We start from the raw sequence: 13,862 nt of genomic DNA, 5'->3' as shown, positions 1-13,862 counted from the left end.
CTATGCTGCCGGCTCCTAGGACAAAATGGGAGCAGTTGGGGTAACGCCATCTCCCCATGAAGCGGCTTCGGCGATGCTCTATCGCCGCGTCCAGGCTTCGCCGACGATGCTCACCCGCCGGGCTCCGCCGCGGCTGTGAACCTCGAAATTCCGGTCCGGGATATCCCAGCGCGCCTGCAGGGCGTAGCCGAGCGAGTCCCGGATATCGTCGAGCTCGTTCTCGCCGAGGACACGATAGGGCATTCGCCCCCGGCCGAAGGATTCCAGCGTGAAGAAGCCGCCGGACCGGGCGAGCGCGACCTTGTTCACGATGACGGACCGGGGAAACCCTGCCAGCTCGGCGACGACCTGCGGCAGCGAGAGGTCGGCATATTGCAGGGAGCCTGAGCAGAGCAGCAGGTCGCAGGGCACGGTCTCGCCGAGCGTCCGGTGAAAGCTCAGGGCCGATGCCCAGGCGGGTCGCTGGCCAACCCCCTGGCGGCAAACCGCCGGCACGTCGACCACCTGCCAGATCAGGTCTTCGGGATAGGCCAGATAGGCGCCGTAGGCGTAGTATTTGACGCCGACATGGCCGCCGAAATCCGTCACCGTCCGGAGGAAGCCCCCTTCGATCAGCCGCTCCATGAAGAACATGACCGGCCAGTCGAATGCCTGAACCGTCTTGAACGCCTCCAGATTGATCTGGACGATGTCATCGTCGTCATAGTCCGCGCGCGGCCTTCCCGCCAGGAACGCGACCGCCTCGGCCTTCGTCTCGAAGCAGCCCCAGTGCCGCCCGTACCCGATGCGAAACAGCTCGTTCAGGACGTCGGATTGCCGGACCTGCTTCAGTCCCGGAATCGACCAGAGGCTCGCCATGACCCATCTCCCGCTTCGCCGGCTCCGCATCCGATCGGAGGGCGGTCCCTAAAGCCGCCCGATCAGGCTTGCGGCCGGCTCCGCAAAGAAAATGGCCAGGATCAGCAGGAGCAGAGCCAGGGTTGCCTTGAGGCGGAGCGCGAAGCCAGGCGTATCGCCGGCGGCATGGATCGGCTGCGGCGGCCGGCGGTTGGCGGCCGGCGGCGGCCGCACCTGGCGGGCAGCGGTGCCGAATGCCGCGGTCATGAGTTCGGCGCCGCCCTCATCGGCGGCCAGCCAATGCCTTGCGAAAGCCGCGTGTCGGACGGCGGGCAGGGTCGGGGGCGACACCTCGGCCTGGTCTTGCCGTTCAGGCTTCTCGAATGCGACCAAAGACGCCTCCATTCCGCTCCGCCGGCCCTGAGCTTCCGCCGTCGACCCGCTCCGCGATTCTCCGCCTCCCGCCGGTCCGGCCCGATCCTTCAAACCCCTCCGCGGGCCTCATCGACGCGGATGGCATCGTCCTCGCCGAGATAGCTGCCGTTCTGGATGCCGATGAGTTCGAGCGGCTCGACACCGCCGTTCTCGAGCTGATGCGCCGTCTCGAGCGGGATGAAGATGTGCTCGTTCGCGCCGAAATGGCTGATCCTGTCCTCGATGGTCACGATCGCCTCGCCCCGCACGACCACCCAATGCTCGGAGCGAAAGCGGTGCTTCTGCAAGGACAACCGCCCCCGGGGCGCGACGATGAAGCGCTTGACCTGGAAGCCTTCGCCGGCATCGACGATCTGGTAGGAGCCCCAGGCGCAATGGACGCTGGCATGCGTCTCGGCCTGGCTGCAACCCTTGCTGCGCAGCAGCTCGACGACCTGCTTGACCTCGGCCGCCCGGCCGCGATCGGCGACCAGCACCGCATCGCGGCTGGCGATCACGATGAGATCCTCGACGCCGAGCACGGAGGTCATCGGGCCATCCGTCGAGACGATGCAGTTGTGAACATCGAACAGCTCGACATTGCCGCGGCGGGCATTGCCGGAGCCGTCATGATCGCTCAGTGCCCACAAGGCATCCCAGTTGCCGACATCAGACCAGCCGCACGCGGTCTCGACGACCGCCGCTCTCTCGGTGCGCTCCATCACGGCAAAATCGATGGAGCGCTTCTCGGTCTTGACGAAATCGGCGAGCGCGAGGGCGAGCGCGCCGTTTTCCTCCGTCGCGTTCGCCAGCGCGTTCTCGACCGCTCTCACGGTTTGCGGTTCGAAGCTGCGATACTCCTCGATGAGCGTGCCGGCGCCGAACAGGAAATTCCCCGAATTCCAGAGCCAGCCGTTCAACAGATATTCCGCGGCGCGCCGCCCGTCCGGCTTTTCGGCGAAGCGTTCGACATGCCGCGCATCCCCTTCGAGCATCAGTCCCGGCTCGATCCAGCCATACTCCGTGCAGGCGTGGGTCGCCGTCACGCCGAATGTGACGAGCCGCCCGGCCCGGGCGGCGGGAAGGCCGCTGGCGACGGCACGCCGGAACGCCGCCGCGTTTTCGACCACATGGTCGGAGGCGACCACGAGAACGCAGGCGTCGGGTGCCTGCCTGGCCGCGACCATGCAGCCGGCGAGGATGCCCGGACCGGAATCCCGCCGCTCGGGTTCGAGCACGATATCGGCGCAGGCGCCGATATCCGCGAGTTGCCTCTCCGCCAGGACACGGTGGTCCCGATTGGTCAGGACGATCGGGCGCTCGAACAGCCTGTGCCGAAGCCGCAGGACCGTGTCCTGGAAGGTCGATCGCTCGCCGAGGAGCATGGCGAACTGCTTCGGCAGGGAATTGCGGGAGGTCGGCCACAGCCTCGTTCCCGCTCCCCCGCACATGATGATCGGGCGTATCTTGGAAGGCATGGGGTGATCCTCTCGCCGCATGGCTCGTGTTGGGTCATTCCCGGCTGGCAAGGCCCGCCAGCGGGCGCATGCTCGCATCGGCTTGCGCGGATGCGCTGCTTTCCGCCCCACCCCCCCTGGGGGTGATCTGCACGATGTCGCCCGGTTGCAGCGCGGTTTCGAAAGCCGCCTCGATCGTCACCGGTGCGAGGCCCGCCTGCCGCATGATCCGGATGGTCCAGTCCGCGGCGGTTCCGCTTCCCCCGTTCGCCGCCAGCCTGCGACGGCGGCCGTCGGCGATTTCCCGCGCCACCGGCATGCTCCGCTCGACCTCCAGGATCTTCTGGCGCGTCTCCTGAAGCTCGAGCACGACGCGGCGCATGAAGGTCGTGTCGATCTCCTGCAGGCGCAGCCTCAGCTCGCCCAGCGTGGTGTCGTTCTTGGCGAGCTCCGCCTTGAGGCGGGCGGCGTCGCTGCGCGCGCGCGCATATTCGCGCTCGCGCTCGACCTGCACGGTCCGAAGCCCGTGCCCGCTGGCGGCGAGCTTGCCGTATTCGGACGATTGCTCCCCGGTGAGATCGACCTGGCGTTCGGCCAGATCGGCCTGCTCCGTCAGGGCCGCTTTCTCGGATTGGAGCCGCGCGACCTGCTGGCTGAGCAGGTCGCGCTCGCCCTCGCGCGCGCGCCGCTGGAAGTCGAGAATCTCCTGCTCGCCGGCCAGGATCTGGACGCTGCCGGCGCCTGAGGCCGGCGGGACGAGCTGCTTCGAGCCGTCGCGTTCCGCTTCGAGCCGCAGCCGCCGTGCCGTGAGGGTCTGGAGCGACGCATCGAGCAGGCGCTCGCGCTCTTCGGCGAGCAGGAGCTCCGATTTGAGGACGGAGAGCGATTCATCGCCCACCCGGTATCCTCCGGCGAGCGCCACGGCTCCGAGCACGCTGAGGCCGTGCCGGAAGGGGTAGCTGCCGGGCGAGCGGACCTCGCCCATGATGTAGACCGGCTTCAGCTCGGCCACCCGCAGGCTGACGACGGCATCGCGGAGATAGCCGTCCATCAGCGCGCCGCGGATGCGCCTCTCCGCATCCGGCACGGTCAGCCCCGCGATCCTGATGCGCCCGGCCAGCGGCATGTTCACCGCGCCGGCCGCGTCGAGCACGAAATCCCCGGAGAGATCCGCCTGCCCGAAGACCGAAACCGTGACCTTGTCGCCGATCGAGAGCGTCTCGGCCATGTCCTGCTCCCCCGCCCCGGCCGCGATGGGAAGCAGCAGCGAGACCAGAAGCGGCAGGAGGCGAAGCCAGGATCCGCATCGACGCGGCGCCTCGGTGCGCTGCGGCTGTCCAGAGGGGCGGCACGGTCCCCGGTGAGTGGGTGAAGCGGGCAAGATCGTTCCAAACCGTCCTGCCCGGATGGATCTCGGGATCGAGCGCCGGGCGGCAGGCAGGATGTCAGCACGAGCCCCGCTTTCCGCGTCGCCATTCAGGCCAACACAGGTCCCGGCAGGATTAACCCGAATATGTGCTGCAACATCCGCGATCGCGGCAAAGCCTGATGCGGGGCCGCCGGGGAAGTAGCCCTTTCTCGCCGGCACCCGAAGCGGGGCCCCCCAAAGCGCCCTTTGAGAACGGAGATCTTGCGGCAAAGCTGCGAGCCGCTCGTCGCGCATGACCCGTGACCCGTTGGAGCTTACCCATGCAGAAACGCATTCTCGTCACAGGCGGCGCAGGCTTCCTGGGTTGCCATCTCTGCGAGCGGCTGGTCGCTCAAGGCCACCAGGTCCTGGCGGTCGACAACTACTATACGGGGCGCCGCGAAAACCTGAGCGGGCTTCTCGGCCAGCCGCTGTTCGAAGCGGTGAGGCACGACGTGACCTTCCCGCTCCATCTGGAGGTCGACGAGATCTACAATCTCGCCTGCCCGGCCTCGCCGGTGCGCTATCAGCGCGACCCGGTGCAGACGACGAAGACGAGCGTGCTCGGCGCGATCAACATGCTGGGCATGGCCAAGCGCCTCGGCATCCCGATCCTGCAGGCCTCGACCAGCGAAATCTATGGCGACCCCGATGTGCATCCGCAGGTCGAGGACTATCGGGGGCTCGTCAGCATCAGCGGGCCTCGCGCCTGCTACGACGAGGGCAAGCGTTGCGCCGAGACGCTGTTCTACGACTACAACCGGCGCCATGGCGTGGCCATCCGCGTCGCCCGCATCTTCAACACCTACGGTCCCCGCATGAATGCGGAAGACGGCCGCGTCGTCTCCAATTTCATCGTCCAGGCGCTGAAGAACGAGCCGATCACGCTCTATGGAGACGGGCGGCAGACGCGCGCCTTCTGCTTCGTCGACGATCTCGTCGAGGGTCTGATGCGCCTGATGAACGTGACGAAGCCGCTCGATGGCGCGGTCAATCTCGGCAACCCCGTCGAAACCACCATGGCCGAGATCGCCGAGCTGATCATCGCGATGACGGGCTCGCGCTCCGAGATCGTCTTCAGGCCCCTGCCGCAGGACGATCCGCGGCAGCGCTGCCCGGATATCACCAAGGCGCAGGAGCTGCTGCACTGGAGCCCCAAGGTTCCGCTTCAGGAAGGCTTGCGCCGCACGATCGCCTATTTCGAGGACTGGCTGTCGCGCTCGCGCGACCCGGTGCGGCGTATGGATGTCGCGAGGGCCGGATGATGGCCGCACGGCCTTCCCCTCCCCGGGTCCGCATCATGGGCGTCAATGTCAGCGCCATCACGATGGCGGACGCTCTACGGGCGGTCGAGGACTGGATCGACCGGCGGGCGCGGCATTTCGTCTGCATCACCGGCGTCCACGGCGTGATCGAGAGCCAGTCGGACCCGGCGCTCATGGCGATCCACGAGCGCGCCGGCCTCGTCACGCCGGACGGGATGCCGCTGGTATGGATGGCCAGAAAGCTCGGCCATCGCCATACGGAGCGGGTCTACGGCCCCGACCTGATGCTGGCGCTCTCCGCGCTGTCCGCGCAGAAAGGCTATCGCCAGTACTACTACGGCGGTGCTCCGGGCCTTGCCGACCGGCTTCGCGACCGCCTCGCCGGGCGTTTTCCGGGTCTTGCCGTCGCGGGCACCTTCTCGCCGCCGTTCCGGGCAGCCACGGAGGACGAGGACGAGGCGACGGTGCGCATGATCAACCAGGCCCGCCCCGACATCGTCTGGATCGGGCTCAGCACGCCGAAGCAGGAATACTGGATGGCGGACCATCTCGGGCGGATCGATGCGCCCGTCATGATCGGCGTCGGCGCCGCTTTCGACTTCCTGGCCGGCACGAAGCGCCAGGCGCCGCTCTGGATGCAGCGCAACGGGCTCGAATGGCTGTTCAGGCTGCTGTCCGAGCCGCGACGCCTCTGGCGCCGCTACGGCAGGATCGTCCCGCAGTTCATGATCGGCGCCGGCCTGCAATTGCTCCGCCGGAAGAACGCCTCTCCAAACATTCAAAAGCTATAAACTACCTCAATAGAGTTATGATTCGAATTTACCACTGCTTATGAAAGAAAAAATTCGCCAACATTGAAGCTCGATTTTCGATGGAGCGATGAAATGTCAAGAAAATCTGTATTGGTTACCGGCGCCGGCGGCTTCATCGGCTTCCATCTCGTCAATTACCTGAAGGGTAAGGGCTATCGGGTCAGGGGCGTCGACATCAAGGCGCCCGACTACGAAGCCAGTTCGGCGGATGAATTCCAGATCCTCGATCTGCGCGAGATCGGGAATTGCCGCGAAGCCGTCGACGGCATGGATGAGGTCTACAACCTCGCCGCCGATATGGGCGGCATCGGCTACATCTCCGGAGCGCACGCCTCCATCACCTACAACAACACCATGATCAGTGCCCAGATGCTCAAGGCGGCGCATGAGGCCAGGGTCGCGCGCTTCCTGTTCTCCTCCTCGGCTTGCGTCTATCCGCAGCACCTCCAGGATGTGCCCTCGGTCGTGCCCCTGAAGGAAGAGGATGCGTTCCCGGCCGATCCCGAGCCCGGCTACGGGCTGGAGAAGCTCTATACCGAGAAGCTGTGCCAGTACTTCACCGAGGATTACGGCTTCCAGACCCGGCTCGTCCGCTTCCACAACGTCTACGGGCCGCTCGGCACCTATGACGGCGGCAAGGAGAAGGCGCCCGCCGCGATCTGCCGCAAGATCGCGCATGCGGCCTCCGGCGACACGATCGAGGTCTGGGGCGACGGCAAGCAGACCCGCTCCTTCATGTATATCGACGATTGCGTCGAGGGCATCTACCGCATCATGCGATCGGATTACTCCGGACCGCTCAATCTCGGCACCGACGAGCTGGTCGACGTCAGCGGGCTCGTCGACATCGTCGCCGGGATCTCCGGCAAGACGATCCACAAGCGCTTCAACACCGATCGCCCGCAAGGCGTCCGCGGCCGCAACAGCGACAACACCCGCCTGCGCGAGGTGCTCGGCTGGGAGCCGCAGATCCATCTGCGCCAGGGGCTGGTGCCGACCTATCGCTGGATCGAGAGCGAGGTGAAGGCCGGCGACCGCGGGCACGACATGCCCCGGACAGAGCCGATGATCGCGGCACAATAACCGGATATCGCGCCCGACGCGCTTCTCCTCACCATGCGGACCAAGCCTGGAGGCTGCCATGCCGGATGTCGTCACGACTGCCGTCGCGCCTGCGATCGTCATGCCGGCGCCGCAATATCAGCTGGGCTCCGGGGTCGCGCCGGCGACACGGCGGCTGCTCGTCGCCGCAGCGTTGCTGGTCGGCGATCTCGCGACCCTGACGATCGTGGTCGCCATCCTGCAGCTCAGCGCCCGCATCGCGGCGCCCGGCGCCGAGCCCGGAATACCGGAACTGATGCCGGTCTGGATCCTCGCCTTGTGCGGGGCGCTGGCCGGCTTCGGCCTTTATGGCTCGGAACGCGCGGAGCCCGTCGACCGGTTGCGCCGGCGCACGCTCGGCAATCTCATCGCCGCGATGATCGTCATCGCCTGGGCGGTGATCGGTAAGCGGCCGGGCGCATTGACCGGCATCGTCGCCATCGGGGCGGTGCTGATGGTCGCGCTCGGCTACTATGTCGAGGCGCTGGTCCGCAGCGGGCTGCTCCGGCGCGGATTCTGGGCCGCCCCGGCGGTCCTCTATGGAACGAGCCCCACCTGCGCGGCCCTCGCACGTCATCTGGCGCTGCGGCCGGAGCTCGGCCTGAGGCCGGTCGCCATTCTCGCGGACGACGACGCCCGGCCGCTTGCCGAGGCCGGGCTTCCGGTCATCCCCTGCGGGCAAGCGGGCATCATCGCGCAGCGGGTCGAGGTCGCGCTATGCGCGTCGGGCGATCTGCCCGCGGACAAGGAAAGCTGGCTGGAACGTTTGCCGGTGCGCAAGATCGTCATGGTTCACGATGCGTCGGCCCTCCAGCTCCTGACTCCGCGGATGCGCGTCATCGGCGGATTGCTCGGCTTCGAGCGGCACAGCGCGATTCACAGCCCCCGCAATCTGCGCCTGAAGCGGCTGATGGACCTCGTTTTGGCGATCCCGCTCGCCGTTCTGGCCGCCCCCGCGATCGTCATGCTCGCCTTGGCCGTGAAGGCGGCCGATCCCGGCCCCGCCTTCTACGCCCAGCCCCGGATCGGTCGAAACGGCCGCATCTTCAAGGTCTACAAGCTGCGCAGCATGTATGCCGATGCCGAAGCCCGCCTGACGGCGCATCTCGATGCCGATCCGGCCGCGCGCCAGGAATGGGAGCGCTTCTTCAAGCTGGGGAACGACCCGCGGATCCTGCCGCGCATCGGCCGGTTCATCCGCCGGTCCAGCCACGACGAGCTGCCGCAACTCTGGAACGTGCTGCGCGGCGAGATGAGCATCGTCGGACCGCGCCCGTTCCCGGCTTATCACAACCAGCGCTTCGATCCGGCGTTCCAGGTGCTGCGGACCAGCGTGCCGCCGGGGCTGACCGGCCTGTGGCAGGTGAGCGAGCGCAGCGACGGCGACCTCGCGGTCCAGAAGCGGCAGGACAGCTTCTACATCCACAACTGGTCGTTCTGGCTGGACCTTTACGTGCTGCTGCAGACCGTGCCGGCGGTGCTCCTGGCGCGCGGCGCGCGGTAAGGCGCCGCAAGAACCCGATCGGAACGGCAGGCGAGGCAGGTCACCATGGATTTCTTCAGTGAAATACGGACACCGCGCCAGCCGCCTGCGCTCTCGCGGCACTATGACACCGTGACCTTCGACTTCGTCTCGATGCTCTGGCGCCGGCGCGGCCTGATCCTCGCGATCACCTGCGCCGCCATGCTGGTTGCCGTGCTGGCCCTGATGCTCATGCCGCGCCGCTACGCCACCGACCTGGTCATGCAATTCGACTTCACGCGCGAGGAGACCGGAGCCGCCGGGGGCAAGTCGAGCAGCGTCGCGCTCGATGCCTCGACGCTGGTGGAGAGCGAAGCGCGGATCATCCGTTCGCTCGCCACGGCGCGGGCCGTCGTTCTTCGCCTGAACCTCGACAGGCAGCCTGTAAAACCCTCGTTCCTGTCGCGTCTCGTCGCGAGCGCCGGCGAGGTGATCCTGCCGTCGCGGGTCCGCAGCGCCGTTCGCGACTTTGCGGGCTTGAGCGAAACTCCGAACCCGCAAGCCCTGCGCGACAGCGTCGCGCAGGGCTTGCTGGCCTCGCTGACGGTCGGCAACGACACGAAAGCCTATCTGATCACGCTCACATACCGCGATACCGATCCCGACCGCGCCGCGCGCATCGTCAATGCCTTCGGGAGCGAATATCTGCGGCGTAAGATGGAAGCCACCACCAGCGCCTCGCAGCGCTCCAGCCGGTGGTATGGCGTCCAGGCGCGGGAAGCGCGCATCAACCTTGCGAGGATCGAGAAGGAGATCGAGCAGTTCCGCGTCCGGACCGGCTTCGTCGAGCTCGGGCAGGACGGCGCGGACGTCCAGCAGCAGCAGCTTCGCGACGTCCTGACCCAGGTCAACGCCGCTTCGGCGACGCGCCTGGCGGAAGAGATGCGCCTGCGCCGCGCGCAGGAATCCATCGCCGCCGGACATGTCCCGCAGGCGACGGATCTCGGTGGATCTCCCGTGGTCCAGGCTCTCCTGGACGAGGAGGGCAAGGCGCGCCGGGCGCTCGACGAGATGATCGGCATGACCGGAGAGCGCCATCCCGCCGTCGCGCGGCTGCGGCTGACGCTCAACTCGGTGCAGGATCGCCTGAAGAACCAGCTCGCCCAGTCCGTCGCCAATATCGAGACCGATGTCGAGGCCGCCCGCGCTGCGGAAGCGGCGCTGTCGGCGCGCGTCGCGACCCTGCAGGCGAAGTCGATCGAAGCACGGGGTCTGGAAGGCCAGCTGCGGACCCTGCAGGCCGAAGCGACCGCCGCGCGCGACCGCGTCAAGCAGCTCGCCGATGCCCAGCAGCAAGCCAGCGCCGTGAGCGAGTTGAAGCCGGTCGTCGCACAGATCCTGGCCCCCGCCGAAATCCCCTCCCTGCCGAGCACCCCCGGCCCGGCCCTCGTGCTCGGCCTCGGCCTGCTGGGCGGCTTGGCGGCAGGGGCCTCTCTCTCCTACATGCTGGAGAAGCGGGATCGCGGTTTCCGCAGCGAGAGCGAATTCGCCGTGGAGAACCACGGCAATTGCGTCGGGCTGCTTCCCAAGCTCGAGCGCTATCCGGACGGCCTGGAGGGTCTCGTCTTCGTCGAAGCGGTCCGCTCGACGGTGGCCGAGCTGTTCTCCCCCACCAAGCCGCCGAAGGTGGTGCTGATCACCTCCTCCGCGCCGGGCGAAGGCAAATCCCTGGTGGCCTCGGCCATGGCCCGCGTCCTGGCGGCGATGGGGCAGCGCGTTCTGGTGGTCGACGGCTCTCCCCGCCGCCTCCTGCTCGGCGAGAATTTCCCGCATGAGGCGTTGCTCGACCGGTGCTTTCCGCATAGCGGCGACGCAGCCGCGGCTGCGGCCCCCGTCGCCACGGTCCGGCGCGCATCCGGCCTGCGGGACGGTCAGAACGTCTATTCGAACCCCGCCTTCGAGGCGATGCTGCACGAGGCGCGCACGCGCTACGACGTCATCCTGTTCGAGGTCGCGCCCGTTCTGCTTTCAGCCGATTGCGCCTTGCTGCGCGAGCACGCCGACACCGTGCTGCACGTGGTCAAATGGAACGATACGCTGAGGACGACCGTCTCCGCGACGCTCGATCACCTCGCCAGGCTCGGGCTGGATGTCGGCGGCATCGTGCTCAACGGCGTCGATCTCGAGGAGCAGGGCCGCTACAACACCCCCGACCGCGGGCGGGTCTACCGCAGCTACAAATCCTTTTATCAGGCTTCGGCATGAGCGGACGCATCCTCCACCCGGCTGCGCTCCCGCCGTCCGGCGCGGGCTTCGGTTGCCGCAATTGCGGCTCACCCGCGGTTCTGCTGCCGCGCGACCTCCGCGCCCGGGCGCTCGTGATCTGCGATCATTGTCAGCGCCCGGTCGCGACTCTCGCCGCCTTCCGGAAGTACGTCGATCGCCTGGCAGCGGGCGCGGAATGTTGCGACCATCATCTGACGACCTGCCATTCAGCAGCCGCCGGGGCTGTTTCGTCCACAGGGCGAGGGTCAGCAAGCAAAAAAATAACCGATTGATATACTGTCTCAAATCCGGACATATAGTACCGATGAACTAATACCATTTACTATTAATTCATCCCTTTGGGTAGAACGGAATTGTTGAACAGGGGTATCTAGGGGCTCGACCGCACCAAGCGCGTTCTTGCCTTAACAGGGGACCCCTTTATGGCCAATTTCTACGTATCTACAACCGGAAACGACGCGAATTCCGGCCTCGACCCGTCCTCGGCCTTCGCCACGCTGGAGCGTGCCCAGGCCGCCATGCGGCAGAGCGGCGGCGCCGATACGACCTACCTCGCAGGGGGTACCTATCATGTCGATTCTCCCATCCGTCTGACCTCGGCCGATTCCGGCTCGTCCTTCGTGGCCTCGCCCGGCCAGAACGCCATCGTCAGCGGCGGCTCGCCGGTCACCGGCTGGACCCAGGGCGCCAACGGCGTCTGGTCGGCCCATGTCGACGACGCCCAGGTCCTGCAACTCACCGTCGGCGGCGTGCAGCAGGTCCAAAGCCGCTTTCCCGATGTCGATCCGTCCGACCCGATTCGCGGCGGCTGGCTCTGGGGGCAGGATCTGCCGCGCGGCGCCGATCCCGGCAAGTCGCTCGCCTTCGACCCTGCCGACTTTCCTGCCGGTCACGCCCCGCAGGTCGGGCAGACGGTGACGGTGTTCTCGGAGAACGGCTATGCCAACGACCGCCTGACCATCGCGTCGGTCAACGGCAACGTGATGACCTTCACATCCGAGGCCAATTACGATCTCGGCCCGGCCAGCCGCTTCTATGTTTCCGAGCCGGTTCCGGACGGTGTGGGCGAATGGTCCTTCGATAGCCGCACGGGCACCATCCTGTTCAAGGCGCCCGCCGGCTTCACCGGCGAGGGCGCGGTCGCATCCTCCGATCATAGCCTGTTCGTCGTCGACGGCGCGAAGGACGTGACCATCAGGGGCCTGACGCTGACCGATACGGCGGCGGTATCGGGCGATCCCGCCACCGGGGCGATCGAGGCGCATAACGCGACCGGGCTGACGGTGGACGCGAACCATTTCGCCAATGTCGGGCTCGGTGTCGCGCTGCACGGCAGCAGCACCGGCAACGTCATCTCCGGCAACAGCTTCGAGCATATCTGGTCGAGCGCCATCGCCCTGACGGCGGGCACCAGCCGCAACACGATCTCGAACAATACGGTCGATCATTCGAACGAGGCCTTCGTTCAATACGGCGCGATCGACATGCAGGAATCGGCGCGCAACCAGATCGACCACAACACGATCACCAACGTTCCGCGCTTCGCCATTTCCGAGAACAACCACGATCCCAACATCGCGTCCGGCGGCAACGTCATCGAATACAACGACATCCGCCATGCCGGCCAGCAGACGCCCGATGTCGGCGCGATCTACCTGTTCTCCCACGAGGACCCCGGCGCGATGGGCGACACCATCCGCTACAACAGCATCGTCGATGCCGGCGGCCTCAACACCCGGGACGGCGGGTTTGCGGAGAACTGGAGCTCCGGCATCTATCTCGACAATCTCGCGAGCAATGCGGAAATCTACGGCAACTACATCGAGGGAACCTCTTTCAGCGGCATCCTGATCCATGGCGGATCGAACAATTCGATCCACGACAACACGGTGCTGGACAACGGGAAATACGGCATCTCGACCATCGCCGTCGACGGCTATGCGATCACCGGCAACAAGACCTATGAGAATTTCATTCAGGTCTCGAAGGACGGCAGCAACACGATCGATACCGACCAGACCGATCCTGCCCTGATCCACGGCAACGTCTACTACAACCCCGATGGCGCGCGGCTGACCGTCGCGGATGTCTCGCTCGCGAGCTTCCAGCAGCGCGGCGGCGATGTCGGCAGCGTCGTGACCGCCCAGTCCGGCTTCGCGAACGCCGCGAACGGCGACTACAGCTTCACGGCGGGATCGGCGGCGCAGTCGCACGGCATCGAGTCGGTCCCGTTCGGGTCGATCGGAGCAACCGGCGTGAGCCGGATCCCGGATGCGGACACGCCGGCGACGAAGCCGCCGGCCACGGCCGAAACCACGCCTCCCGTCACGGTCGAGCCCGCCCCCCCCGCCCTGGAGCCCGCCCCGCCGGTCGTCGCGGAGCCAGCCCCACCGGTCGTCGCAGAGCCTGCCCCGCCGGTCGTCGCGGAGCCTGCCCCGCCGGTCGTCGCAGAGCCTGCCCCACCGGTCGTCGCGGAGCCTGCCCCACCGGTCGTCGCGGAGCCTGCCCCACCGGTCGTCGCGGAGCCTTCCCCGCCGGTCGTCGCGGAGCCTTCCCCGCCCCCGACAGCCGCGCCCGGCGGCTGGGGCGGCTGGGGCGGTCACCACGCATCCTGGACCGGCCATGGCAACGGCCGGAACTGGTTCCAGGATTTCCAGGCACAGCACGACAATCATGACCACGGTCATTTTGCCCACTGGCACTGGTAATTCGTAAATCCCCTTACAGGGCGACCCGGCCTCGCACCGGGGCCGGGTCGCCCCTCCTTCGAGAATGAGGCGGCGGCCGGCGTTTGCCGCCTTGTCGGGCCGGCATCGGCCT

The 13,862-nt window shown here is 67.1% G+C and carries 10 protein-coding genes; 6 read left to right on the top strand and 4 right to left on the bottom strand.

Features of this window, described 5'->3' with window-relative positions; all coding sequences use genetic code 11:
• Nucleotides 1-78 precede the first annotated feature (78 nt).
• The 4 genes from M9917_RS08185 to M9917_RS08170 form a co-directional block, all read right to left on the bottom strand.
• Nucleotides 79-858 (bottom strand): methyltransferase, TIGR04325 family, encoded by a 780-nt coding sequence (locus M9917_RS08185; RefSeq protein ID WP_297252592.1) that lies wholly within the window; start codon nucleotides 856-858, stop codon nucleotides 79-81.
• Nucleotides 859-906: 48 nt separating this feature from the next.
• Nucleotides 907-1,230: a hypothetical protein gene (locus M9917_RS08180; RefSeq protein ID WP_297252590.1), complete on the bottom strand. Its 324-nt coding sequence runs from the start codon at nucleotides 1,228-1,230 to the stop codon at nucleotides 907-909.
• Nucleotides 1,231-1,319: 89 nt separating this feature from the next.
• Nucleotides 1,320-2,729 (bottom strand): mannose-1-phosphate guanylyltransferase/mannose-6-phosphate isomerase, encoded by a 1,410-nt coding sequence (locus M9917_RS08175; protein WP_297252588.1) that lies wholly within the window; start codon nucleotides 2,727-2,729, stop codon nucleotides 1,320-1,322.
• A gap of 34 nt (nucleotides 2,730-2,763) precedes the next feature.
• Nucleotides 2,764-3,936, bottom strand: a complete 1,173-nt coding sequence (locus tag M9917_RS08170) for a polysaccharide biosynthesis/export family protein (protein WP_297252586.1) — start codon at nucleotides 3,934-3,936, stop codon at nucleotides 2,764-2,766.
• 461 nt (nucleotides 3,937-4,397) lie between these two features.
• Between M9917_RS08170 and M9917_RS08165 the strand changes: the two genes are divergently transcribed.
• The 6 genes from M9917_RS08165 (at nucleotide 4,398) to M9917_RS08140 (ending at nucleotide 13,750) form a co-directional block, all read left to right on the top strand.
• On the top strand, nucleotides 4,398-5,381 hold the full coding sequence (locus M9917_RS08165; RefSeq protein WP_297252584.1) for a UDP-glucuronic acid decarboxylase family protein: 984 nt from the start codon (nucleotides 4,398-4,400) through the stop codon (nucleotides 5,379-5,381).
• Nucleotides 5,381-6,172, top strand: a complete 792-nt coding sequence (locus M9917_RS08160) for a WecB/TagA/CpsF family glycosyltransferase (RefSeq protein ID WP_297252581.1) — start codon at nucleotides 5,381-5,383, stop codon at nucleotides 6,170-6,172. Before M9917_RS08165 ends, M9917_RS08160 begins: the two co-directional genes overlap by 1 nt.
• A 93-nt stretch (nucleotides 6,173-6,265) precedes the next feature.
• Nucleotides 6,266-7,276, top strand: coding sequence for an NAD-dependent epimerase/dehydratase family protein (locus M9917_RS08155; protein ID WP_297252579.1), 1,011 nt, complete (start codon nucleotides 6,266-6,268; stop codon nucleotides 7,274-7,276).
• 58 nt (nucleotides 7,277-7,334) lie between these two features.
• A complete protein-coding gene (locus tag M9917_RS08150) occupies nucleotides 7,335-8,798 on the top strand; it encodes an exopolysaccharide biosynthesis polyprenyl glycosylphosphotransferase (RefSeq protein WP_297252576.1) in 1,464 nt (487 codons plus the stop codon).
• A 45-nt stretch (nucleotides 8,799-8,843) separates the two neighbouring features.
• A complete protein-coding gene (locus M9917_RS08145; RefSeq protein ID WP_297252574.1) occupies nucleotides 8,844-11,021 on the top strand; it encodes a GumC family protein in 2,178 nt (725 codons plus the stop codon).
• A gap of 443 nt (nucleotides 11,022-11,464) precedes the next feature.
• Nucleotides 11,465-13,750, top strand: coding sequence for a right-handed parallel beta-helix repeat-containing protein (locus M9917_RS08140; protein WP_297252572.1), 2,286 nt, complete (start codon nucleotides 11,465-11,467; stop codon nucleotides 13,748-13,750).
• Nucleotides 13,751-13,862: the final 112 nt, after the last annotated feature.

This window comes from Bosea sp. (in: a-proteobacteria) (assembly GCF_023953965.1).
Lineage (GTDB): Bacteria > Pseudomonadota > Alphaproteobacteria > Rhizobiales > Beijerinckiaceae > Allobosea.
Note: the sequence above shows the minus strand (reverse complement) of the source record. Positions and strands in the feature narration are given on the sequence as shown.